The organism is Actinomadura latina NBRC 106108 (genome assembly GCF_001552195.1).
GTDB lineage: Bacteria > Actinomycetota > Actinomycetes > Streptosporangiales > Streptosporangiaceae > Spirillospora > Spirillospora latina.
The window spans coordinates 650,201-673,048 of sequence record NZ_BCQS01000003.1; the positions used below are offsets into that span (position 1 = coordinate 650,201).

General features: G+C 70.1%; 27 protein-coding genes and 1 pseudogene. 20 read left to right on the forward strand and 8 right to left on the reverse strand.

All coding sequences use genetic code 11. From position 1 onward, the window contains the following. Nucleotides 1–6 precede the first annotated feature (6 nt). The 8 genes from AL2_RS03820 to AL2_RS03855 all read left to right on the forward strand — a co-directional run bounded on the left by AL2_RS03820 (nt 7) and on the right by AL2_RS03855 (nt 6,981). Nucleotides 7–1,002, forward strand: a complete 996-nt coding sequence (locus AL2_RS03820) for an NAD-dependent epimerase/dehydratase family protein (protein ID WP_067629135.1) — start codon at nt 7–9, stop codon at nt 1,000–1,002. Nucleotides 1,003–1,018: 16 nt separating this feature from the next. After that, complete coding sequence (locus AL2_RS03825; protein ID WP_369688472.1) at nt 1,019–1,951, forward strand: lysophospholipid acyltransferase family protein; 933 nt, start codon at nt 1,019–1,021, stop codon at nt 1,949–1,951. Nucleotides 1,952–2,027: 76 nt separating this feature from the next. Continuing rightward, the gene (locus AL2_RS03830; RefSeq protein ID WP_067629137.1) at nt 2,028–2,861 is read left to right on the forward strand and encodes an SAM-dependent methyltransferase; all 834 of its coding nucleotides are present in this window, start codon (nt 2,028–2,030) and stop codon (nt 2,859–2,861) included. After that, entirely contained in the window at nt 2,858–4,018 is a 1,161-nt protein-coding gene (locus AL2_RS03835; RefSeq protein WP_067630262.1) for a cytochrome P450, read from the forward strand. Before AL2_RS03830 ends, AL2_RS03835 begins: the two co-directional genes overlap by 4 nt. 72 nt (nt 4,019–4,090) lie before the next feature. Further along, complete coding sequence (locus AL2_RS03840) at nt 4,091–4,909, forward strand: alpha/beta fold hydrolase (protein WP_210747657.1); 819 nt, start codon at nt 4,091–4,093, stop codon at nt 4,907–4,909. A 165-nt stretch (nt 4,910–5,074) separates the two neighbouring features. After that, nucleotides 5,075–5,965: an NBR1-Ig-like domain-containing protein gene (locus AL2_RS36055; RefSeq protein ID WP_157437993.1), complete on the forward strand. Its 891-nt coding sequence runs from the start codon at nt 5,075–5,077 to the stop codon at nt 5,963–5,965. 136 nt (nt 5,966–6,101) lie between these two features. Further along, the gene (locus AL2_RS03850; RefSeq protein ID WP_067629139.1) at nt 6,102–6,515 is read left to right on the forward strand and encodes a hypothetical protein; all 414 of its coding nucleotides are present in this window, start codon (nt 6,102–6,104) and stop codon (nt 6,513–6,515) included. Nucleotides 6,516–6,531: 16 nt separating this feature from the next. After that, a complete protein-coding gene (locus AL2_RS03855; protein WP_157437994.1) occupies nt 6,532–6,981 on the forward strand; it encodes a hypothetical protein in 450 nt (149 codons plus the stop codon). A gap of 54 nt (nt 6,982–7,035) precedes the next feature. On the opposite strand, the gene AL2_RS03860 is transcribed toward AL2_RS03855, so the two are convergent. From AL2_RS03860 to AL2_RS03875, 4 genes are all read right to left on the reverse strand, one after another. After that, nucleotides 7,036–7,446 (reverse strand): RNHCP domain-containing protein, encoded by a 411-nt coding sequence (locus AL2_RS03860; RefSeq protein WP_067629143.1) that lies wholly within the window; start codon nt 7,444–7,446, stop codon nt 7,036–7,038. A 1-nt stretch (nt 7,447) separates the two neighbouring features. Then, nucleotides 7,448–7,783, reverse strand: a complete 336-nt coding sequence (locus tag AL2_RS03865) for an RNHCP domain-containing protein (RefSeq protein ID WP_067629145.1) — start codon at nt 7,781–7,783, stop codon at nt 7,448–7,450. Between the two features lie 206 nt (nt 7,784–7,989). Beyond that, on the reverse strand, nt 7,990–8,364 hold the full coding sequence (locus tag AL2_RS03870; RefSeq protein WP_157437995.1) for a hypothetical protein: 375 nt from the start codon (nt 8,362–8,364) through the stop codon (nt 7,990–7,992). After that, nucleotides 8,343–8,756, reverse strand: coding sequence for an ATP-binding protein (locus AL2_RS03875; protein ID WP_157437996.1), 414 nt, complete (start codon nt 8,754–8,756; stop codon nt 8,343–8,345). The genes AL2_RS03870 and AL2_RS03875 overlap by 22 nt, the downstream gene beginning before the upstream one ends. A 246-nt stretch (nt 8,757–9,002) precedes the next feature. Here AL2_RS03875 and AL2_RS03880 point away from each other — a divergent pair, with 246 nt between their 5' ends. The 5 genes from AL2_RS03880 to AL2_RS03890 all read left to right on the forward strand — a co-directional run bounded on the left by AL2_RS03880 (nt 9,003) and on the right by AL2_RS03890 (nt 12,791). Next, nucleotides 9,003–9,815: a helix-turn-helix domain-containing protein gene (locus AL2_RS03880; RefSeq protein WP_067629157.1), complete on the forward strand. Its 813-nt coding sequence runs from the start codon at nt 9,003–9,005 to the stop codon at nt 9,813–9,815. Then, complete coding sequence (locus AL2_RS36060) at nt 9,812–9,997, forward strand: DUF397 domain-containing protein (RefSeq protein ID WP_083946022.1); 186 nt, start codon at nt 9,812–9,814, stop codon at nt 9,995–9,997. Before AL2_RS03880 ends, AL2_RS36060 begins: the two co-directional genes overlap by 4 nt. Beyond that, entirely contained in the window at nt 9,994–10,173 is a 180-nt protein-coding gene (locus AL2_RS36065; RefSeq protein WP_083945902.1) for a DUF397 domain-containing protein, read from the forward strand. The genes AL2_RS36060 and AL2_RS36065 overlap by 4 nt, the downstream gene beginning before the upstream one ends. Before the next feature lie 196 nt (nt 10,174–10,369). After that, entirely contained in the window at nt 10,370–12,043 is a 1,674-nt protein-coding gene (locus AL2_RS03885) for an Eco57I restriction-modification methylase domain-containing protein (RefSeq protein WP_083945903.1), read from the forward strand. Nucleotides 12,044–12,071: 28 nt separating this feature from the next. Further along, nucleotides 12,072–12,791 carry a PaeR7I family type II restriction endonuclease gene (locus AL2_RS03890; protein WP_067629159.1) on the forward strand — a complete coding sequence of 240 codons (720 nt, stop codon included), beginning with the start codon at nt 12,072–12,074 and terminating at the stop codon, nt 12,789–12,791. A gap of 183 nt (nt 12,792–12,974) precedes the next feature. On the opposite strand, the gene AL2_RS03895 is transcribed toward AL2_RS03890, so the two are convergent. After that, nucleotides 12,975–13,277 carry a magnesium transporter MgtE N-terminal domain-containing protein gene (locus AL2_RS03895; RefSeq protein ID WP_067629161.1) on the reverse strand — a complete coding sequence of 101 codons (303 nt, stop codon included), beginning with the start codon at nt 13,275–13,277 and terminating at the stop codon, nt 12,975–12,977. Nucleotides 13,278–13,412: 135 nt separating this feature from the next. Here AL2_RS03895 and AL2_RS03900 point away from each other — a divergent pair. Continuing rightward, nucleotides 13,413–13,769: pseudogene (locus AL2_RS03900) on the forward strand (ATP-binding cassette domain-containing protein); the annotation flags it as partial. Nucleotides 13,770–13,812: 43 nt separating this feature from the next. Here AL2_RS03900 and AL2_RS03905 read toward each other — a convergent pair. From AL2_RS03905 to AL2_RS03915, 3 genes are all read right to left on the reverse strand, one after another. Continuing rightward, the gene (locus tag AL2_RS03905; RefSeq protein WP_067629163.1) at nt 13,813–14,097 is read right to left on the reverse strand and encodes an AfsR/SARP family transcriptional regulator; all 285 of its coding nucleotides are present in this window, start codon (nt 14,095–14,097) and stop codon (nt 13,813–13,815) included. A gap of 44 nt (nt 14,098–14,141) precedes the next feature. Next, the gene (locus AL2_RS03910) at nt 14,142–15,011 is read right to left on the reverse strand and encodes an HAD family hydrolase (RefSeq protein WP_067629165.1); all 870 of its coding nucleotides are present in this window, start codon (nt 15,009–15,011) and stop codon (nt 14,142–14,144) included. Nucleotides 15,012–15,406: 395 nt separating this feature from the next. Continuing rightward, complete coding sequence (locus AL2_RS03915) at nt 15,407–16,048, reverse strand: sigma-70 family RNA polymerase sigma factor (RefSeq protein WP_210747656.1); 642 nt, start codon at nt 16,046–16,048, stop codon at nt 15,407–15,409. Between the two features lie 164 nt (nt 16,049–16,212). Between AL2_RS03915 and AL2_RS03920 the strand changes: the two genes are divergently transcribed. From AL2_RS03920 to AL2_RS03945, 6 genes are all read left to right on the forward strand, one after another. Further along, complete coding sequence (locus AL2_RS03920; RefSeq protein WP_067629169.1) at nt 16,213–17,532, forward strand: putative quinol monooxygenase; 1,320 nt, start codon at nt 16,213–16,215, stop codon at nt 17,530–17,532. A 1-nt stretch (nt 17,533) separates the two neighbouring features. Then, nucleotides 17,534–17,785, forward strand: a complete 252-nt coding sequence (locus AL2_RS03925) for a glutaredoxin family protein (RefSeq protein WP_067629171.1) — start codon at nt 17,534–17,536, stop codon at nt 17,783–17,785. Between the two features lie 344 nt (nt 17,786–18,129). Continuing rightward, nucleotides 18,130–18,870, forward strand: a complete 741-nt coding sequence (locus tag AL2_RS03930) for a redox-sensing transcriptional repressor Rex (RefSeq protein ID WP_067629173.1) — start codon at nt 18,130–18,132, stop codon at nt 18,868–18,870. A gap of 22 nt (nt 18,871–18,892) precedes the next feature. Continuing rightward, complete coding sequence (locus AL2_RS03935) at nt 18,893–20,284, forward strand: glutamyl-tRNA reductase (RefSeq protein WP_083945905.1); 1,392 nt, start codon at nt 18,893–18,895, stop codon at nt 20,282–20,284. Between the two features lie 44 nt (nt 20,285–20,328). Beyond that, complete coding sequence (gene hemC, locus AL2_RS03940) at nt 20,329–21,198, forward strand: hydroxymethylbilane synthase (RefSeq protein ID WP_210747696.1); 870 nt, start codon at nt 20,329–20,331, stop codon at nt 21,196–21,198. A gap of 62 nt (nt 21,199–21,260) precedes the next feature. After that, a complete protein-coding gene (locus tag AL2_RS03945; RefSeq protein ID WP_281181571.1) occupies nt 21,261–22,832 on the forward strand; it encodes a bifunctional uroporphyrinogen-III C-methyltransferase/uroporphyrinogen-III synthase in 1,572 nt (523 codons plus the stop codon). Nucleotides 22,833–22,848 lie beyond the last annotated feature (16 nt).

Here is a 22,848-nt window from a genome sequence, read left to right on the forward strand (position 1 = left end):
TCCTCCATGCCCGCCGCCGCGGCCCGTGTCGTCCTCGTCACGGGCGTCTCCCGTTTCCTGGGGGCGCGGGTCGCGAACACCCTGCAGGCGGACCCGGGCATCGAGCGGGTCATCGGCGTGGACACGGTGCCGCCCGCCGAGTCGCTCGGCCGCACCGAGTTCGTCCGCGTCGACATCCGCACGCCCGGAATCGCGAAGATCATCGCGTCGGCGGGGGTGGACACGGTGGTGCACCTCAACCTGGTGACGTCCTCCAGCGCCCCGCGGGCGAAGGTCAAAGAGTTCAACGTCATCGGCACGATGCAGCTGCTCGCGGCCTGCCAGCGCTCGCCCGACATGCGCAAGCTCGTCGTGCGGTCCTCGGCCGCCGTGTACGGGTCCTCGCCGATGGACCCGGCGGTCTTCACCGAGGGGGACGAGCCCGCCGAGGTGCCGAAGACCGGCTACGCCAAGGACGCCGTCGAGGTGGAGGGCTATGTCCGCGGGCTGATGCGGCGCCGCTCCGACCTCACCGTGTCGGTGCTGCGGTTCGCGAACTTCATCGGCCCCGGCGTCGACTCGCCGCTCACCCGGTACCTGCACCTGCCGGTCGTCCCGACCGTGCTGGGGTTCGACCCGCGGCTGCAGTTCGTCCACGAGGACGACGGCGTCGAGGTGCTGCGCCGCATGACCACAGAGAACCACCCCGGCTGCTACAACGTCGCCGGGGACGGCGTGCTGCTGCTGTCCCAGGCTCTGCGGCGCGCCGGACGGCCGTACGTGCCCGTCCCGGCGCCGTCGATCTCGGTGCTCGGCGACATGGGGCGCCGCTTCGCGGGCCTGTCCGGGTTCTCACCCGAACTGCTGCGCTGGCTGACGTACGGCCGGGTCATCGACACCACCGCCCTGGAGGACGAGCTGTCGTGGCGTCCCAAATACAGCTCCGAGGCGGCTTTTGCCGACTTCGCCGCCGCCCAGGGGCTCGTCCACACCCGGCTGACGAATCTGCTCGGACGCGCCTGAAAGGGGAGTGACCCCGATGATGAACGCCCGCCACCTGGATGACGGCGACGAGGGCGCGCAGGTCATCCAGCTCGACACGGGCCACCACCAGGATTCAGCCGAGTCCGGTGCGGAGCAGAGCCCGCTGGAGCGCACCCTCGCGTCCGGGCTCGCGTTCCTGCGCCGCCGGCTGGCCGGCGACTACGAGGTGGACGAGTTCGGGTTCGACCCCGAGTTCAATTCCACGCTCCTGCTGCCGTTCGCCCGCGCCCTGTACGAGCACTGGTTCCGCATCGAACTCTCCGGTCTGGAGAACGTCCCCGAAGGCGGCGCCCTGCTCGTCGCCAACCATTCCGGCACCGTCCCGCTCGACGCGCTGATGCTGACGGTCGCGCTGCACGACAACGTCGACCGGTGCATCCGGCTCCTCGGCGCCGACCTCGTCTACCAGATCCCGGTGCTCGGCCACCTGGCCCGCAAGGCCGGCCACACCCTCGCCTGCCAGGCCGACGCGTCACGCCTCCTCGCCAAGGGCGAACTCGTCGGCGTGTTCCCGGAGGGCTTCAAGGGCGTCGGCAAGCCGTTCGCCGACCGGTACAAGCTGCAGCGCTTCGGCCGCGGCGGCTTCGTCGGCACCGCGCTGCGCGCCGGCGCCCCCATCGTCCCGTGCGCCATCGTCGGCGCCGAGGAGACCTACCCCAAGATCGCCGACCTGCGGCCGCTGGCCCGGCTGCTCGGCCTCCCGTACTTCCCGATCACGCCGACGTTCCCGCTGCTCGGGCTCGGCGGCCTCATCCCGCTGCCGTCCCGGTGGGTGATCCAGTTCGGCGCGCCGATGACGCTGGACGAGTACGAGCCCGACGACGCCGACGACCCGATGACGGTGTTCGAGATCACCGACCACGTCCGCGAGAACATCCAGCACATGCTCTACGAGGCGCTCATGCGCCGCGGCCCCGCCTTCCTCTAGGACCCGCCGCGGATCTCGCCAGGGTGACTGCTTCTGCGTATGATCATGACGGTCGTCCGCCACCATTGGAGGCGTCATGGCTTCGGAGATCGTGCCCGCCGATATCGATGTCACCATCCCCAATGTCGCGCGTATTTACGACTACTTCCTGGGCGGGAAGGACAATTACGCGGCCGACCGGGCGGCCGCCGAGCAGATCATCGGCGCGGCACCGGCGACTCGCGCGACTGCTCTGGCGAGCAGGCATTTTCTCGCGCGGGTGGTGCGGTTCCTCGCCGTCGAAGCGGGAATCGACCAGTTCCTGGACATCGGATGCGGGCTGCCCACCCAGCAGAACGTGCACGAGGTGGCGCAGGAAGCGCGTTCCGACGCGAGCGTGGTCTACGTCGACAACGATTCCGTCGTCCTCGCCCACGCGCGGGCGCTGCTGGCGACGCGGACGCGGACCGAGGTCATCGGCGGAGACGTCTGCGATCCCGAGTCGATCCTGGCCGATCCGGATCTGACGGCGATCCTCGATCTGGACCGTCCGGTCGGGGTCCTGCTGTTCTCCGTCCTGCACTGCGTGTCCGACGACGACCTGGTGCGGGACGCGGTCCGGCGGTTACGGGACGCGCTCGCGCCGGGCAGCCACGTGGCGATCTCGCACATCACCCGGCCGCCCGCCGCGTCCAGCTACCGGGCGGCCGCCGAGGAGGCGGCGCGGACCTACCGGGACCGGGGCGTCAACACCGGCATGACCTTCCGCGACCGGGAGCAGATCGCCGGGTTCTTCGACGGGATGGAGCTGCTGGAACCGGGCCTGGTCGGCCTGCCGGACTGGCGGCCCGACCCGGAGCTGGGCCCGGTGTCCGGGCAGGGGCTCCCGGCCGTGTACCTGTGCGGCGTCGGCCGGAAGGCGGCGCGGTGACCGCGCCGGACGTCCCGTTCGACCCGTTCGCCGGTCCGGGGCCCGCCGGGCGGGCCCATCGGCTCCTGGACGAGCTGCGCGAGCGGCACCCGGCGTTCCGCAGCACCGCCGGGCACGGCTTCTGGGTGCTGACCCGCTACGACGACGTCCTCGCCGCGTTCCAGGACCCGGAAACGTTCTCCAGCCGCGCGATCGCCGTCATCGACCCCGACCCGGCGTACCAGTGGATCCCGGTCATGCTGGACCCGCCGCTGCACACGACCTGGCGGCGGCTGCTCCGCCCGTTCTTCACCCCCGTGGCCGCCGCGGCGCTGCGGGACCGGATCACGCGGCACTGCGCCGCCCTGATCGACGGTCTCGTGTCCCGGGGGTCGTGCGACTTCGTCGCCGACTTCGCCCGCCTGTACCCCACGACCATCTTCCTGGAACTCGTCGGCCTCCCCACCGAACGGCTGGAGGAGTTCCTGGGCTGGGAGTACGCCATCCTGCATCCGCCGCCGTCCGGCGACGGACGGACCGCGGCCATGGCGGCGCTGACGGCGTGCTTCACCGAGCTGATCCAGGATCGCCGGGCGCATCCGCGGGAAGACCTCATCAGCGCCGCGACCGCCTTCGCCGTCGACGGACGCCCCGTCACCGACGACGAGCTGCTGCAGCTGTGCATCCTGCTGTTCCTCGCCGGCCTCGACACCGTCACCGCCCAGCTGTCCTACATCTTCTGGCACCTGGCGGGGCACGACGCCGACCGGGCCCGCATCACCGCCGACCCGGACGGCATCCCTGACGCGATCGAGGAGTTCCTGCGCGTCTACGCGATCGTCCTGCCCGCGCGCAAGCTCACCCGCGACGCCGACGTGCGCGGCTGCCCGATGAAGGCCGGGGACATGGTCATGCTTCCGCTCTCCATGGCGACCCGTGACCCGCGCGTGGTCCCCGCCGGGTCGTCGGTCGACCTGGACCGTCCGCCGACCAAGCACCTGGCCTTCGGGGCGGGCCCGCACCGCTGCCTCGGCGCGCACCTCGCCCGCCTCGAACTCCAGATAGCCCTGCGCGAGTGGCACGCCCGGATCCCCGACTACCGCATCACTCCCGGGGGCCGGCCCCTCGAGCACGCCAGCCTCGTCCTGGGCCTCGACACCCTCCCGCTGACTTGGTGAGGTGCGCCGGGAGCGCCTCACCGCATCGATGGACACCGACAACGCCGAAGGCGGTGCCGATGCATCCCGAGATTGAGCCGCACGCGACGGAAATTCGACCCGGATCGCTACCGGGTCGTCCTGTTCGACCAGCGCGGCTGCGGGCGCAGCACCCCGCACGCGAGCGACCCGGCGACCGGGCTGCGGCACAACACCACCTGGCATCTGGTCGCCGACATGGAACGGCTCCGCGAGCATCTCGGTATCGACCGCTGGCTGCTGTACGGCGGCTCGTGGGGTTCCACGCTCCTGCTGGCCTACGCCGAGCGGTATCCCGAGCGTGTGTCGGAGATCGTCATCTCCAGTGTCACGACGACGCGGCGGTCGGAGATCGACTGGCTCTACCGCGGCGTCGGACGCTTCTTCCCCGAGCAGTGGGAACGCTTCCTCGCGGGTGCTCCCGGCACCGGACGGGACGGCGACATCGTCGCGGCCTACGCGCGCCTGACGGAGAACCCCGACGCCGCCGTGCGGGAGCGGGCGACGGCCGACTGGTGCGCCTGGGAGGACGCCGTGCTGTCGGGGGAGACGAAAGGCGCCGCGAATCCGTACGGCGATCGTCCTCCGGCCGCACGGCTGGCCCTGGTGCGCATCTGCGCCCACTACTTCTCCCATGGGGCGTGGCTGGAAGAAGGGATGCTGCTCCGCGAGGCGGGCAGGCTGGCGGGGATTCCCGGCGTCCTCGTCCACGGCCGGCTCGACATGGGCGGGCACCTCGGCACGGCCTGGGAACTCCGCCGGGCCTGGGCCGGGTCGGAACTGATCGTTGTGGAGGCGGCGGGCCATCTGGGCGGGGAGATGACGCGGAGGCGTGTGCTGGGCGCCCTGGACGCCTTCGCGGCGGGTTCGTGAACCGCGGTCGTCGTGCTCATGCCGCTTCACGCAGGGCGGTTGCGAGACGGGTGCGTTTTCTGCAAGATCAGAAATGGTGCTCCGTGCGACCGGGAAACAGCATCGCGCGGCAGGACCTTTCACCGCAGGGCGTCCGGCCGGCGGGCGCCAGGACTGGAGCGAGCCTTGCCCGATCCCGTTTCGCCGACTCCCGCGGACGGAAGACGAGAGCGCCAGGAGCAGTTCGCCAGAGACCTGCGCCGTCTCCGCGCCGCGGCGGGCAACCCGTCGTTCCGGACGATGGCCGGCAAGGCGGGCAGTGTCAGCCATACGACTCTGCATGAGGCAGCGAAGGGCGCCCGGTTCCCGAGCTGGCTCACGACGAGTGCCTTCGTCGATGTGTGCGGCGGAGACGTGGACGACTGGCGTGCGCGCTGGTACGAGGCTTCCGGCGCCGGGGAGGCCGAAGATGCGCCGGAACAGGCCGGCGCCGGGGCGGGGCAGGACGAGGCCGCCGGTCGTTCCGGCGCGGACACCGTCGAGATTCCGGGCGCCGCCGAGGGCCGTGGCGGGGTGCCGCGGTCGTACATCGTCGTGAGCGCGGTCTGCGGAGTGCTGCTGATCGCCGGCGGGACCGCGGTGTACCTGCTGCCGGGGCAGCACGAACGTCCGGGGGCGCGCTCCACCGTGGCCGCGGAGGCACCGCCTCCCGAACCTCTCTTTCCCGGGGACAGGAGTGTCTTCGTCCGCGATGTCACCATTCCCGATGGGACGGCGGTGAAGGTCGGCCAGCGGTTCGAGAAGACATGGGAGGTCAAGAACGCGGGGACCGTTTCCTGGCACGGCCGATTCCTGCAAAGGGCCGATCTGCCGGCTGACAACGGAACGTGTTCCACTCCGGGAAAGGTGCGGGTCCCCGATACCGCACCGGGGCGGCACGTGCTCATCAAGGTTTCCGTCGTGGCGCCGAACCGGCCCGGTTCGTGCTGGGTCGGCTGGAAGATGGTGGACGGACGGGGACAGCAGTTCCTGCCGGGCGCCAGGCCCATCTATTTCGTGGTCAACGTCGCCGAGTAGCCCCGGGCGCCTCCGGCCGCCGGCCCGCCCGGCTGTCAGAGACTGTCATAGCTTGTCAGACGTGTACCGGACAGCGGAGTCCCGCTGCCAGGCTTGCGCCGTCCGCGCTGGGCGGGCCTGAGCAGAAGGGGCAGACATGAGAAGAATCGCCAAGACGGCGCTGGCGGGATTCCTGGCGGTGCCGGCGGTCGTGGGAATTCCGGCCGTCGCCAATGCCGAAACCGCTCCCGGGTGCTCCGGCGCCGTGCAGATCGGCAGTACCGCGCATATCACCTCGGGCGGCCAGACCTTCGCCTCGGTGAAGCAGTACAAGGGATGCGGGAAGAACTGGGGCTACCTTTACGTCTGGGCGGGATACCGCAGTTCGCACAGTTCCTGGAACGCGTGCGTCGCCGTCGGCGACAACAGCACCCGTTCGCTGGAGGGCACCCAGTGCCGGACGAAGACCAAGGAGATCTGGTCGCTTAGCGCCAACACCCTCGCCCACTGCACGCAGGCGGTCGGCTGGATTCCCGGCGGCCCGTCCGCCAAGTCCAGCGAGCGCTGCTGAGGACGGGGGGGAATCAGTGCGTCTGCGCGAACGTGCCGCGGCGGTGGCCACCTCGCTCGCCGTCGCCGCCGGATTCACCATGGCGGTGTCGCCCGCGGCGCACGCGGGCGGCTACGGCTGCTCCGGCTCGCTCATCGACACCTACGCGGTGAAGTCGCCGGTGAACACGCTGAGCCACGTGTACCTGTATTACAACTCCAGCACCGGCTACAACTGCGCGGTCAACGTCAAGACCGCGTACTACTCGCAGTTCAAGCACGACATCAGCATCGAGATCTACAACACGACGCTGACCGAGGACAACATCCGCTGGGGCGTCAACATCGACCAGGACAACGGAAAGTACTGGCAGTACGCCGGCCCAGTGAAGGTGAAGGGCCGCGGCATGTGCATCTCCATCGTCGCCAGCACGTACTACTACGACGAGTTCGCCCACCTGTACAAATCCGCCCAGCACTGCGGCTGACGCCGCAGGCGGTCCGGCCGTGGGCGGTGCCGGCGGCACCGCCCACGGCGGGCTTCACAAGGTGAGCATCGTGCGGGTGGCGATGGCCCCGTCCTGGAGTGGTTTCAGGGCCAGGCGCATCAGAACCAGCACGTTGTCGTCACCGGCGATGCGGTTGGCACTGACCTTCTCGCAGGTCTGGCACTGATGGATGATCATCCACTCGCCGTCGGGGCGTGCGGACAGTGTCAGCGGCTCCATGCGCCTCCGGCAGGCGGACGCGCGGTCGCCGGGGACGCGGTGGTCCACGTGCAGGCTGACCAGGCAGTTCGGGCAGTGGTTGCGGTGAGCGCTGCCCGGCGCGTCCAGGGACACGTCGAGCCGGCACCCGACGCAGCGGAAGGCGCCCGCGCGCCCGCCCTCGGTGTGGAGGACGTCCTTGCGGCGCTGCGGCCGCCGTTCCCGCGGGTTCTTTCGCCTTGGCATATCAAAGCGATCCGAACGTTTCGAGAGGGAACGGCGGCTCCGCCAGCGGACGCACCGCCATGCGCATGAGGATGAGCTGGTTGTCATCCGCGCACACCGGATTGGACGTGAGCAGGTCGCAGCCCACGCAGCGATGGACGACCATCCAGTCGCCGGTGCGCAGCACCGCGATGGCGATGGGCATCATGCGCGAACGGCAGTCGCTCCGGCCGCCTTCGATGTGGTCGATGACGTGCTCGGAATGCAGACACGCGGGACAGTGGTTGCGACGCGTACCGTCAGCGGCGCGGACGGTGACGGTCAGACCGCACTTGACGCAGAGGAAGGTGTCGGACACCCGGAAGCTCCTTGCTGAGAGTCGTTGAAGACAGCAAGAGGCGGCCGAGCGGTCTCGGCGAACGGCTACAGAATGCGCCGAGTAACGCTCGGCACGGGCTGGGACATAAATCCTCTTCCTAAGGCACAAGGCCAGGTACATGCGATCTGGTGGACTCGCCAGCGTAGACACCGTCCCACGCCGCACGCGACTGGTTTTTCCGGAGGTCACCAGGTGGCGGGGAAGAGGCGGTGCTTGAGAAGGCGATCGATCTGGGCGGCGGCCGTCCCGGCGTCGCCGCATAGGGACAGGTAGCCGTGCCGCCCCCGCTGGGCGTCGTGGTAGGCCCAGGCGCGCCCGGGGACGGCGAGGGCGCTGACCACGATGCCGACGTCCTTGGTCCCGCTCGCGTGGATCCAGAGCAGCGGAGCCGGGACGGGGAACTCCTCACGCCGGTAGAACTTCACGAACCGCCAGCCCTGGGGTGCGAGCGCCGCAGCGAGGTCGTCCAGATACCGCGTGGCCGTCTGGTGTCCCAGCCGTGTGCGCCACCGCAGTAGGTGACGCTCCGCGCGGACGGCTATATCCCGCACTTCGCCCACGCCAGCTTCCCTCCTTCCACCAGCGGCCGTGTCCCCCAGTCATGGGCGAGACCGGCCACCATCCGGAGTCCGCGCCCGCTGATCGCCGCGTGGTTCTCCGGCTTGACCACCGGCTGCCCGTCACCGCCGTCCCGGACCTCGATGGTGGGCAGGCAGTCGCGCTGGTCCTGGAACACGCGCAGGACGATCGGGCCCTCCCCATGCATCAGCGCGTTCGTGACCAGCTCGGAGACGATGAGCCGCCCGGTGTAGTCGTCGGCGATGCCCCAAGCCCCGAACCGCTCGGCGACGAAACGCCGCGCCTCGGCCGGCGCGTGCTCGTCCGGTTCGAGGATGAGCGTCGAAACGCCCTCGCCGCACATTGCGGCCACTCCCTTTGTGAATTGATTCATTGCCCAGCACTCCATCCCGTCCGATTTGCCCGACAGGTTGCGAAAACCAATTCCGCTATGACCGTTTCGCGGGGAACTGTCAAAAGATCCGCATCGAACATGGCGACTCTTTTTCTGTCATCCCCTGGCCGAGCATCGCGCACAGTGTCATGCTGGGAAATGCGAAAGGAACCCCACAAGGCAACCTCGGACCATGGCCCCCGACCACTGGTCGTCACTGGTCATGGCTGGTCAAAGGGAGAAGTCATGCCGCAACCCCCGAAGCGACTCACCCCGTCGAACAGCGCCCTCGACCTGTTCGGATCAGAAGTCCGCAGATACCGCGTGCTCGCGAACTACAGCATCAAGCAGCTCGCCGACAAGATCCTTTACAGCCCGTCCTTCATCGGCGCCGTCGAACGCGCCGAATGCCACTGCGAACGAAACTTCGCCGAACACTGCGACGCCTCCCTCGACACCAAGCAGGCCCTCGCCCACCTCCACGACGGCCTGTTCGGCGACAAGAAGGACGGCTTCCCCGAGTGGTTCCGCAAGTGGCCCGGCGTCGAGGAGGAAACGCGGACCCTCAAGGTCTACGAGCCGCAGGTCGTCTACGGCCTCCTCCAGACCGAGGAGTACGCGAGCACGCTACTCTTCGGCGACAGAGAGGCGATCGACGCGAGAATGGCCCGGCAGGCGATCCTCACGCGCACCGCGCCGCCACCACCGCGCCTGATCTACCTGCTGCCCGAGACCGTGCTTTGGAACGACGTGGGCGGGCCAGAGGTGATGCGTGCCCAGCTCCAGCGTCTTTCGGGTGCAGTTGGGCCCCGCCTCAGCGTCCAAGTGGTTCCCAATGGGGCAACGCATCCAAGCAACGGAACGTTCACGCTTGCGACGCTGCCGAGCGGAGAGGAGATCGCTTACGTGGCGACTGCTGCTCGTGGCATCATGATGGAGGCGCGAGCGGACATCTGTAGGCTAAAGGAGCGATTTGACGCGATCTGGACACAGGCGCTCCCGGCCAACCTGTCCGTCGAGCTGATCAATCGCACAATCGAAGAGAAGTGGTCTTCATGAAGCGAGAACTCGCTTGGCGCAAGTCGAGTCGCAGCAGCAGTGATGGTGATCAGTGCGTCGAACTTGCCAAGGTAGAGCACGGGGTTGCCATTCGGGACTCGAAGGATCCACAAGGTCCGGTTCTCGCCACCTCCCGCGACGCCTTGCGTGACGCCATTCGTCGTGTGCATGTGACCTCATGACGCGAACGACTTGGCGTAAGTCGCGCCGCAGCGGTAGTTCCGGCGGCGACTGTGCCGAGTTGGCCGACGCGAAGGATGGCGTGGCCGTGCGGGACTCGAAGGACCCGGACGGGGCGGTCCTGCTCGTTCCGCGTCCGGTCCTGCGGGCGGCCCTTCGCGGCCTGATCGGCCGTTAGGCCCGGCGGCTACTCATCCTCCGGCCGATCCAACGATCTGACGGCGAACGGAATGGGACGCGGATGTCGGCCGGCATGGCCCGCCGGCAGCGGGATCAGCCGGTCGGTACTACGTTGCGTGCACGCCGAGGACCGGCGGAGGCTGCCAGTGTGGCGGCGCGGTGGTGTGTCACAGGGGGCGTCTACGATGAAGGCCATGCTGACGGAGCCGAGTGGGAGTCTCTCCGACACGACGCCGAGCGCAGGCGGCGCGCCGGTGCAGTACGGGGAAGTCTTCACCCGGCGATGGATCGTTGAACTGATCCTCGATCTCTGCGGCTACTCCGTGGACACGGACCTGACAACGAAGAGGCTCGTAGAGCCTGCCATAGGCTCCGGTGCCTTCCTCATGCCGGTCTTGGACCGACTGTGCGAAGCCAAGGAGAAGTACTCGCCCGACGGGCCTTGGGATGAGTTGCTTCCCGCCATCCTCGCCATGGACGTCCAACCTGGGCATGTGCGCAATTGCCGGCGGCTCGTCGTGGAACGACTCACCAGGGCGGGGTGCCCGGCTGAAGCCGCGAACCGACTTGCGGTCGCCTGGGTATGGGAAGGGGATTTTCTGCTCGACAAGGTCGTCGGCGGCGTGGATTATGTGGTTGGGAACCCACCGTACATTCGCATCGAAGACGTGGCTCCCGGCCTTCTTGCCGCGTACCGGCGGGCCTGCCCCACTATGGGAGGCAGGGCTGATGTTTACATTGGCTTTTTCGAGCGCGGCCTCGACCTACTCGGTGAAGGCGGCACTCTGGCGTTCATCTGTGCTGACCGCTGGATGCGGAACCAGTACGGACGCCGCTTGCGAGAGAAGATCGTCAAGGGTGGTTTCGCCGTCGACTCCTGCTTGGTGATGCACGATGTCGCTGCGTTCGAGAACGAGGTGTCCGCCTATCCGGCGATCACGGTTCTCACGCGTGGACCGCAAGGCGATGTGGGCATCGGCGAGGCGGGCGAGACCTTCGACTTCGAAGCCGCCGCGGACTTCGCGAACTGGTCGAGCCTCCGGACGCGTAACCCCCTCCATGGCGCAGCCGTACGGGGGTCACGCCTGCCGCATTGGCACCGCACCGCCGACTCGTGGCCGGATGGAACTCCCGAGGCCCTGGCGTGGCTTGAGGATTTGCAGGACCGGCATCCGCCGCTCGAAGATCGCGAGGCCGGCACTCGGATAGGGATCGGTGTCGCGACCGGAGCCGACGCGGTTTACATCACGCAGGACGCCGGGGCGGCCGAACCGGAACGTATGCTGCCGCTCGCCATGTCCGCCGACGTGAAGAGCGGCACCTATGGCTGGACGGGACATTACCTGGTCAACCCATGGGACGACGATGGTCTCGTCGACTTGGACGAATGGCCGCGGTTGTCCGAGTACCTCAGCCGGAACGCGACCGCCGTCCTGCGCCGTTCGATCTCGAAGCGGTCACCTGCGAGTTGGTTCCGCACCATCGACCGCGTCACGTCGTCTCTCACCGACCGGCCGAAGCTTCTTCTTGAAGACATGAAGCGGCAGCCGAATCCCGTCCTGGAGCCGGGCGGCCACTACCCGCACCACAATCTCTACTACCTGGTGTCTCAGGAGTGGAACCTGGAGGTCTTGGGCGGCCTCCTCCTCTCTGAGGTGGTAGAGCGCCAGATCGCAGCATACTGTGTGAAGATGCGCGGTAACACCCTGCGCTTTCAGGCTCAGTATCTCCGCAGGGTGCATGCTCCGCGGCCTGCGGAGATCTCTGCGGACATAGCAGATGAGCTTGTTGTGGCGTTCAGGGCTCGCGATAGGGCCGCAGCCACGGCCGCAGCGCTGGCTGCCTACAAGTTGAGCGCGCTTCCCTAGCTTTCGCCTCCTCCCCCCGGAGTAGTCCATGGGCCATACGGCCGAGCAAAGAGTGCAGCTTGCTCTTGAGCACTGGGTTCAAGTGCGTCGTGAGCAGCAAGAGAAGTCCAGAGCCAGCGGCAATGCTCAGGAGGGCAACCGGTCAGCGGTCACTGGTGCTGGGCATCTCGACGGGCTGAACACCCTGATCGTGGACGAGATACGGAGCACAGGTGCGTCCGGCCTGGAAATCCGAACCAATCGAAAGGCCACCCTGCCGGGGTACTACCGGCCGTCCAAGGCATGGGATCTGCTCGTACTCCAGCACGGCTGCCCCGTACTCGTCGTAGAGTACAAATCGATGAAGGGAAGCGAAGGAAAGAACCTCAATAATCGTGCTGACGAGATATTCGGGATGGCCGAGGATCTTCGGCAGGCGGAACTCAACGGGCGGCTCTTGCGGAATCTGCGTCGAGCCTATGTATTCGTTATGGGCCTCACCCCCGAGAGCCTCAACCCGGTGGAGGTGCAGACCGCTTTCGGTGGAGCCGACCCGATCTTTGATGGGCGCTCCTACTTCGAACGTTCGGTGATCATGTGCCATCGGATGCGCGAGTCGGGTCTATTCCACCTGACCTGGGCCGTCGGCGTCCGGGAGGATCCGGTCAGTTGGTACGAGCCGAACCCTGAAGTCGGATGGCGGCGCTTTGCCACGGATCTGCACGGGGCCTTCGGCGGCAATGTCCCCGTGCCTCCAGAAGTCCCCTGACCCCCTGACGTACAGCGCCGCACGTCAGGACCGAACTGCGGCTACCTCACGGGGACCATGCCCGCGACCTGATGATCGCGGCGGCCTTCCTGCCTTCCATCCCATGACCCACCGCCGCGGAGATGACGGCGAGGCCCCACTCGACTAGAGACACCGTCCCACGAGTGCAGAGGGCTGCACGGGTCAGTCGTTGGCCGGGCCGCCAGGCGGCTCACTCGAGGCCGGTACTCGGATCTCGGCCTCCAGCCGGTATCGGAGACCGGGCGAGAGTTCGTCCAGTAGCCGCCTTCTGGAACGCACCGGCATCGACCGCAAGATCTGGACCGCCTTCGGCAGGTCGATGAGTTCCAGCACGGCTGCGGCCCGCCGCGCGGACATCCGCCCCAGCACCTCGACGCAGTCGCTCGTCTTCAAACGCTTGAAGAAGTGCTGGGCGATGCTCTCGGCGGCCTGAGCAGCGTCTTCGGACCGGTAGTTGACGAACACGCCAGTCATTCTCCGAAGGATAATCCGCGGACCATCCGAGGAAGTGTCTTTCGCGGATCGAGCCTGCGGGCCGATGAAACCGGGTGAAGCCGTGGTGAAAGAAGGGTGAAAGCGGGGGGCTTCAGAGTCTTCGGCATGGTGATGGGAACTGGGCAGACGGCCATTTCGGTGGTCGGGCTGCGGAAGGTGTTCGGGGAGAAGGTCGTCCTCGACATGATCGATCTCGAGGTGGCGCGCGGGACGGTGTTCTCGCTGCTCGGGCCCAATGGGGCGGGCAAGACGACGGCCGTGCGGATCCTGTCGACGCTGATCCGGGCGGACGGGGGCGAGGCGCGGGTCGCCGGGTGCGATCCGGTGCGGAACCCCGACGGGGTGCGCAGGGCGATCGGGGTCACGGGGCAGTACTCGGCGGTGGATGGGCTGCTCACCGGGCGGGAGAACCTCATCCTGATGGCGGACCTGCATCATCTGGGGAAGGCCGCTGGGCGGCGGAGCCGGCGCAGCGCGACGAGCGCTCGGGTGACCTGCGGCCCCTTCAGCATGAACGTGGTTCGGACTCGTCCGGCCCCAGCCGGTACCCGGTCGGCGTGCTCTCGATGACGTCGGCGCCCAGCGCCGACCGAGCGCGCGAGACCACGACCTGGAGCGCCTTCACCGGGTTCTCCGGACGCTCGCCGTCCGCCCACAGGCTCTCGGCCAGGCGCACGGCGGACACGCCGCCGCGCGGCCCACCGGCGAGCAGCGCGAGGAGGTCGCGGACCCGCGGACTCGTGACGTCCCGCCCGCGGCACGCGACCCGCGACAGCAGGGTCAGCTCCACGGGGACAGCGTAGGGCGCGTCCTGCGAACGTGATCGATCGCGATTCAGGTGGCGCGGTAGTGGCGGCGGAGGGCTATGCCGGCGGCGACGCCGCCGGCCAGGGCGCCGGCTCCGGCGGCGGCGGGGAGTGCGACCATCGTGACCTTGCGGCCGGTGCGGAAGTCGTGGATCGGCCAGCCGTTCTCCCTGGCGTGCGCGCGCAGTTCGGCGTCGGGGTTGACGGCGTGCGGGTGCCCGACGACGGTCAGCATCGGCAGGTCGTTGATCGAGTCGCTGTAGGCGGAGCAGCGGTCGAGGTCGAGGCCCTCGCGCTGGGCGAGGGCGCGGACGGCCTCCGCCTTCGCCGGCCCGTGCAGCAGGTTCCCGACGAGCCGCCCGGTGTAGAGGCCCTCGCGGGTCTCGGCGACGGTGCCGAGGGCGCCGGTGAGGCCGAGGCGGTGCGCGATCGTGCGGGCGACCTCGACGGGCGTGGCGGTGACCAGCCACACCTGCTGGCCGGCGTCCAGGTGCTGGAGGGCGAGGGTGCGGGTGCCGTGCCAGATGCGGTCCGCCATCACCTCGTCGTAGATCTCCTCGCTGAGCGTGACGATCTGGGCGACCTGCTGCCCGGCGACGAACGCGAGCGCGGCCTCCTTGGCGCTGCCGATGTGCTCGGAGTTCTCGGTGCCGCGCATCCGGAACAGGGCCTGCCCCCACGCGAACATCGCGAGGTCGCGCATGGTGAACAGCTTGCGGGCGGCGAGGCCGCGCGCGAAGTAGTAGATGGACGCGCCGCGCATCATCGTGTTGTCGACGTCGAAGAACGCCGCCGCGGTGGGGTCCGGCGCGGGGATCGGGCCCGGCGGGGCCGCGGCCGCGGCGGCGGCCTCCCCGGCGCTTTTGTGGTCCACGTCGCGCTGCCAGAATCGCCGCATGAGGCGAAGCCTAGTCAACCGCCTCCCGGCGGCCGTCGTCCCCGCGACGATTGCGGCATTCTTCACTCCGGTCGTTCGCGGCGGCCATCAGCCGTTCACGCAGCACTTCACGGAACCGCGGATCCGGCCCCGCCCCGCTCGCCCGCAGCCGGACGAGTGCGTCTCCTCGCTCCATGGTCCTTCCCCGCCTCGTCTTCACCTGGTCCTCCGAAGGGATGCCCGGCCTTCAGACCGGGAAGGAATTGGGACCCCATCCTCCTTCCGGAGTCGGCCGCCGCTCCCTTGCGGAATCCGGGCGCGCCAGCGCCTCCGCCCGCAAAACGAGCGGGCGGCGCGGCGGGTTACGGCCCGGTGATTAATTGATAAACAGTCTAATAATGTCGTTCGGCGGTGCGTCAATGGCGCAGGTCGTCGGGGAGCATACGGCCCAGCGACCGGACGGCACGATACTGCAGTGCCTTGATCGCGCCCGGTTTCCTGTCCATGACCAGCGCGGTCTCGGCGACCGACAGGCCGTGCAGGAACCGCAGGACGATGCATTCCTGCTGCTCGGACCCGAGCCGCCGGACGGCCAGCAGCAGCGTCCGGTTGGTGAGCGCGTCGATGACGGCCCGCTCCGGCCCCTCGTGGTGGCGGTCCGGCTCGATCAGCTCGGCGGTGCAGACCTCCAGCCGGTAGCGGCCGGACTTGAAGTGGTCGGCGACCAGGTTCCGGGCGATCGTCACCAGCCAGGCCCCGAAGTCCTTGCCCTGCCAGTGGAAGTCGCGGATCCGGCGGAGGGCGCGCAGGAACGTCTCGCTCGTCAGGTCCTCGCTGAGGGAGTGCGTCCCGACCCGGTAGTAGATGTACCGGTAGACGAGGTCCACGTAATGGTCGTAGAGGGAGCCGAACGCGTCGGCGTCGCCGTCCCGCGCGCGCAGGACCAGCGCCTTGAGGACCTCCGCCCGGTCGGCCCCCGGCTCGCCGGGACGGGCGGCACGGCTCCGGGAACGCCGAGGAAACGGGATGACCCCGGCATCGAGGGTCAAGCTGCTCATGCAGTTCTCCTCGGGGCGTACGCGACGTCCGGCGTGATCTGCCACTCTAGATACCGGAAGGTACGGGAAGCAATGGCCGTTCCACGGCCCGGCGGGCCGTCTTCCACGGCTCTTCTCCGACGCGGTTACCAGTCCGCTCGCGGCATCGGGCACCATTAGGCGCGATGGTCGACGCTCTTCTCGCGCTCCTGGCGACCCTTGGTGCCTTAATGGCCACCGGGTTGCTGGTTCAGCGCGCCCACAAGGACCGGCTGCTCTACCTCATCGCCTGGTCGTTCACGCAGGTCGGGCTGACGCTCGCGCTGCTGTGCATGGCTTTCGGCTTCATGATGGGGTTCAGCGGCCCGCTGTTCCGCGTCATGGAACTCGGCGCCGCGCTGATCGGGCCGGTGTGGCTCGCGCTCGGCATGATCGAGCTGATCGCGCGGTACGTGCAGGTGCGGTTCGCCGCCTGGCTGTTCGCGATCTCCTACACGGTCGTCGCGATCGTCATCCTGATCCTGGACCCGCTCAAGGGCTCGCTCTCCAAGAGCCTGCCCAAGCCGAGCGCCACCTACGACGCGCTGCCGCTGCTGCTGATCGACGGCGCGCACGTCGTCGCGGTGATCTCCCTGGCGGCCTGCACCGGCGTGACCGCGTGGCTGGCGAGCAAGCAGGACCGGGAGGCCGCCGAGCTGCTCATCCCGGTCGCGCTGGTCGCGCTCGCGGGCGTCCTCGTGGTCAGCGGCACCCGCGGGTTCCTGCCCGCGCCGCTCGCGGTGATCGCGCTCGGCGCCGCCGCGGGCCTGGTCTGGTACGGCGCGATGCGCACGATCCCCGTGTACGACGAGGACGAGGGCTACGACGACTACGCCGGCCGGGGCGACTTCGGGGACGAGCCCGCGACCGGCTACGAGGAGCAGGCGTACCCGGCGAAGCCCGACCCCGTCCCGGCGCCGACCCCGTCCCCCGAGCCGAGGCGCGGCGAGCTGCGGTTCCCCGAGCCGGCGGCCGAGGAGCTGCGCTTCCCGGCCGGCAACCCGGCCGGGCCCACCGCCGTGGACGGCCTGGGCGCCTCCGGCGCGCTCCCCGCGCCCGGCGGGCTCCCCGCGCCCGGCGGGCTCCCCGCCCCCGGCGGACTCCCCGGCGCGGCGCCCGCGGCCGGGGACCTGGCGAACGCGTGCGGGCAGATCACCGTCTACACGCTGCTGGACGGACGCGAGGAGGCCTTCGACCGGCTCGCCGCCGACCTGGTGAAGGCGGCGCTCGCCGCCGAGCCGGACACGGTGATCTTCGCCTGCCACGAGGTCGTCGGCGGCCCCACGCAGCGGATCTTCTACCAGCTGTTCCGGGACGAGGCGGCGTTCGCCGCGCACCGCGGGCAGGCGCACCTGCGCCGCTTCCTGGCGGAGTCGCGCACCCACGTGCTGGCCACGAACGTGATCGAGCTGAGGCTCGGCCCGGCCAAGGTGCCGCTGCCGGCCCCGGACTTCCCGAGGCGGTGACATGCCGGACGAGATCGTGATCACGCTGCTCGGCAAGCCGGGCTGCCACCTGTGCGACGACGCCCGCGCGGTGATCGAGCGCGTCGCCGGCGACCTCGGCGTCCCTTGGGAGGAGCGCGACATCACCCGGTCGGAGGCCGACTACGAGCGCTACTGGGAGCAGATCCCGGTCACGCTGATCAACGGCGTCCAGCACGATTTCTGGCGCGTCGACGAGGGCCGCCTCCGCGCGGCCGTCGCCGAGCTTCGCTGACCCCCGGCCGCCGCCGGCGACCCCGCGGATAGGCCGCCACCACCGCCGCAGCGCGCCCGGAGAGTGGCGGCGGCGGCCCGCCGGATGTCTGGTCGGTCACATCCGAACGATATTCGGGTTGGTTCGTCGTACCCTCTAGATCCCTGATGGACGGCCCTTCCGCGGTGCCGTCCGGCCCATGCGACCGGGGGGTGACTTTGTGCGCGTGTTCACAAAGGCTTAACCTGGTGGCCAGCCCTGGGGGCGGTCGGGCCGCGGTCGTCAGGCCGTCACCGAGCCGCGCGAGCCGGGGCGAGGGGTTCACCGAGCGCCCCGTCCCCAGCGTCGAGCCCGAAGAGCAGGCCGTGACATCTCGACAGAACCGGCACCGCGACCGCGGCGGCCGCGGCATCCCCGAAGCCACCGTGGCGCGGCTCCCCGTGTACCTGCGCGCCCTCACCGGGCTGCAGGAGCGCGGCGTCGCGACCGTCTCCTCCGAGGAGTTGGCGGCGGCCGCCGGGGTGAACTCGGCCAAGCTGCGCAAGGACCTGTCCCACCTCGGCTCCTACGGGACGCGCGGCGTCGGCTACGAGGTCGAGTACCTCGTCTACCAGATCTCCCGCGAGCTGGGCCTCACGCAGGACTGGGTGGTCGCGATCATCGGTGTCGGTAACCTGGGCCGTGCACTGGCCGGCTACGGCGGTTTCGCGTCCCGCGGCTTCCGCGTGGCGGGCCTGCTCGACGCGGACGAGTCCATCGTCGGCCAGGAGATCTCCGGGATGACGGTGCAGCACATCGACGGGCTGGAGGACATCATCGCGGCCCACGGCGTGTCCATCGCCGTGATCGCCACCCCCGCGGGCGCGGCCCAGGGGGTGTGCGATCGCGTGGTCGCCGCGGGCGTGACCAGTGTGCTGAACTTCGCCCCCGTGGTCCTGTCCGTGCCCGACGGCGTCGACGTGCGCAAGGTCGACCTGTCGATCGAGCTGCAGATCCTCGCGTTCCACGAGCAGCGCAAGGCCGGCGGGCCGGACGGGCCGGCCCCGCTGGCCGCCGGCGACACGCCGCCGGGGACGTCGCAGTACGTAGAGACGATAGAGGCATGAGCGGAGACGCGGGAGACAGGGCATGAGCATTCTGGTGGTGGGGCTCAGTCACCGCAGCGCGCCCGTCGCGGTGCTGGAGCGGGCGGCGGTGGCCGGGGACGACCTGGTCAAGCTGCTGCACGCGGTGCACGACTCCGCGAACATCGCCGAGACGGCGATCGTCTCGACGTGCAACCGGGTCGAGATCTACGCGGTGGTCGACAAGTTCCACGGCGGCGTCTCGGCGATCTCCGAGCTGCTGGCGCTGCACTCCGGCGTCCCGATGGACGACCTGTCGCGGCACCTGTACGTCCACTACGAGGAGCGGGCCGTCCAGCACGTGTTCGCCGTGGCGTGCGGGCTGGAGTCGATGGTCGTCGGCGAGGGGCAGATCCTCGGCCAGATCCGGCAGGCGTTCAAGCTCGCGCAGGACGAGCGCACGCTCGGCCGCGACCTCCACGACGTCCTGCAGCAGTCGCTGCGGGTGGGCAAGCGCGCCCACCACGAGACCGGCATAGACAAGGCCGGCGCGTCGCTGGTCAGCGTGGGGCTGGAGGTCGCCGTCCGGCACCTCGGGCCGCTGGACGGCGTCCGCGCGCTGGTGGTCGGCGCCGGTTCGATGAGCTCGCTGGCCGCGGCCACGCTGAGCCGCGCGGGAGCGCGCGAGGTGGTGGTGGCCAACCGCACCCATGCGCGGGCCGTCCGCCTCGCGGAGTCGCTGGAGGTCCCGTCCCGCGCGATCGAGCTGGCCGCGCTGGACGTCGCGATGGCCGACGCCGACCTGGTGGTGTCGTGCACCGGCGCCGCCGGCCTGGTGGTGTCCGCCGGGCAGCTGACCGCGCGCGGCGTCGGGGCCGACGGGCGCCTCCGGTTCTTCCTCGACCTGGCGCTGCCGCACGACGTCGAGCGGTCCGTGCGCGACCTGGACGGCGTCGAGATGGCCGGGCTGGACGATCTGCGGACCGCGCAGGAGGCGGCGAAGGCGATCGGCCCGGCGGCCGTCGACGCGGCCCGGCGGATCGTGTGCGAGGAGGTCGAGGCGTTCCTCAGCGCGGCCCGCGCCGCCGCGGTGGCGCCGACCGTCGTCGCGCTGCGCAGCAAGGCCGCCGAGGTGGTGGACGCGGAACTGTCCCGGCTGACGGGCCGGGTGCCGGACATGAACGACCGGGACCGCAGGGAGATCGAGCAGACCGTGCGGCGCGTCGTGGACAAGCTGCTGCACGCGCCGACCGTCCGGGTCAAGGAACTGGCGGCGGCGCCGGGCGGCGGCAGCTACGCCGACGCGCTCCGCGAGCTGTTCGACCTGGACCCGAAGGCGCCGGTGGCGGTGGCCCGCGCCGATGTGAACGTTGAGACGGTGAACGCCCAGGCCGCCAGCGTCCGGGCGGTCAGTGCCCGGGACGCGGTCCCGGCGCGTGAAGGAGACGAGACGTGAGTACAAGCAAGGGCCCGCTGCGGCTCGGCACCCGCAAGAGCCTGATGGCGACGACGCAGTCGCGGGGCGTCGCGGATGCGTTGACGCGGCTGACCGGGCATGCCGTGGAGCTGGTCGGGGTAACCACGCAGGGTGACGTCTCCAAGGCCCTGCTCGCCCAGATCGGCGGAACGGGCGTGTTCGTGAACGCGCTGCGCGACAAGGTCCTGTCCGGCGAGGTCGACTTCGCCGTGCACTCGCTGAAGGACCTGCCGACGTCGGAGACGCCGGGCATCGCGCTGGCCGCGACGCCCGCGCGCGACGACCCGCGGGACGCGCTGTGCGCCCCGTGCAAGCTGGCGGACCTGCCGCGCGGCGCCCGCGTCGGCACCGGCTCGCCGCGCCGGGTCGCGCAGCTGCGCGCGCTGCGCCCCGACCTGGAGATCCTCCCGATCCGCGGCAACGCCGACACCCGGCTCCGCAAGATCGCCGATGGCGAGCTGGACGCCATCGTGCTGGCGCACGCGGGCCTGAAGCGGATCGGCCGGCTGGCGGAGGTCGGCGAGGTCTTCGACACCGACCAGATGCTGCCCGCGCCCGGCCAGGGGTCGCTCGCCCTCGAATGCCGCTCCGACCGGGACGACCTACGCGAGCTGCTTGGAACGGTCGACGACCCCGCGACCCGGCGCGCCGTCACCGCCGAGCGGACGGTGCTGGCGGTGCTGGAGGCGGGTTGCTCCGCGCCCGTGGGAACATACGCTGCCGAAGTAGATGAAGAGCTGCATCTGACGGCGACCGTCGCGGCGATCGACGGGAGCAGGCAGATCAGGCTGTCCGCCAGCGGCCACCCGGATGGCGCCGAGCAGATCGGCCGCGACCTCGCGGCCCGGCTGCTCGCGCAGGGGGCCGACCAGTTGATGGGGGAGCGCGATTGAGCCCCGCCGCGAAGAGCGCCGCTGCGAAGAGCAGCGCCGCTGAGAGCAGGACCGCCGCCCGGGTGGCCGCGCCGAGCCGGACGGCCGACCCGGGGACGGTCGCGATCGTCGGCATGGGCCCGGGAGACCCGGGGCTGCTGACGCTGCGCGCCGCCGCCGAACTGGAACGCGCCGACACCGTCATCGTCAGCCGCGCGCACTGCCCCGCCGGCGTCCTCGCGCACTGCCGCGCGGACGCCGAGATCCTCGACACCGCCGAGGGCGACCCGGTGAAGCTCGCCGTCCGCGCCGCGAAGGCCGGCCGCCGCGTCGTCCGGATGTTCGCCGGCGACCCGGGCGTCGCCTGCGGCCTGGCCGCCGAGGGCACCGCGCTGCGCAAGGCGGGCGTGCCGTTCGAGGTCGTCCCGGGCGTGTCCGCCGTGACCGGCGTGCCGGGGTACGCGGGCATCCCGCTCACCGACCCCGAGCACCGCGAGTTCCGGTTCGTGGACGCCTCCGCCGGCGGCGTCGACTGGGAGGAGTTCGCCGGGTCCGGCGCCACGCTCGTCATCACGGGCGCGGAGGGCGCGGTCGCCGAGGTCGCCAAGGGCCTGATCGCGGCCGGGCGCGCCGACTCCACCCCCGCCGCCATGACGAGCCTCGGCACCACCACCGAGCAGGAGACCGTCGTCTCGACGCTGAGCAGGCTCGCGTCCGACACCAAGGGCATGGAGTCGCCCGCGCTGATCATCGTCGGGGACGTCGTGAAGCTGCGCGACAAGCTGTCCTGGTTCGAGACCAAGCCGCTGTTCGGCTGGCGCGTCCTGGTGCCGCGCACCAGGGAGCAGGCCGCGTCGCTGTCGGACCAGCTGCGCGGGTACGGGGCCGTCCCGGACGAGGTCCCGACGATCTCCGTCGAGCCGCCGCGCACCCCGCAGCAGATGGACCGGGCCGTGAAGGGCCTCGTCACCGGACGCTACGAGTGGGTGGTCTTCACCTCCACCAACGCGGTGCGGGCCGTCCGGGAGAAGTTCACCGACTACGGCCTCGACGCCCGCGCGTTCGCCGGGCTGAAAGTCGCCGCCGTCGGCGAGCAGACCGCCGCCGCGCTGGTCGAGTTCGGCGTGCAGCCCGACCTCGTCCCGGCCGGCGAGCAGTCCGGCGAGGGCCTGGTCCGCGAGTGGCCGCCCTACGACGAGGACCTCGACCCGATCAACCGGGTGCTGCTGCCGCGCGCCGACATCGCCACCGACGTGCTCATCGCCGGGCTGACCGAGCTCGGCTGGGAGTGCGAGGACGTGACCGCGTACCGGACGGTCCGGGCCGCGCCGCCGCCCGCGCCGATCCGCGAGGCGATCAAGGGCGGCGGGTTCGACGCCGTGCTGTTCACCTCGTCCTCGACGGTGAAGAACCTGATCGGGATCGCCGGCAAGCCGCACAACGTGACGGTGATCGCCGTGATCGGCCCGCAGACCGCGAAGACCGCGCAGGAATACGGGCTCCGCGTCGACGTCATGGCGAAGGAGCCGTCCGTATCGGCCCTCGCCGAGGCGCTCGCGGAGTACGGTGCGAACCGGCGGGCGGCACAGATCGAGGCGGGCGACCCGCTCCGCAAGCCCAGCCAGATGCGCCGGGGGGCCCGGCGCAGGAAGTAACCCATACAGAGGGATT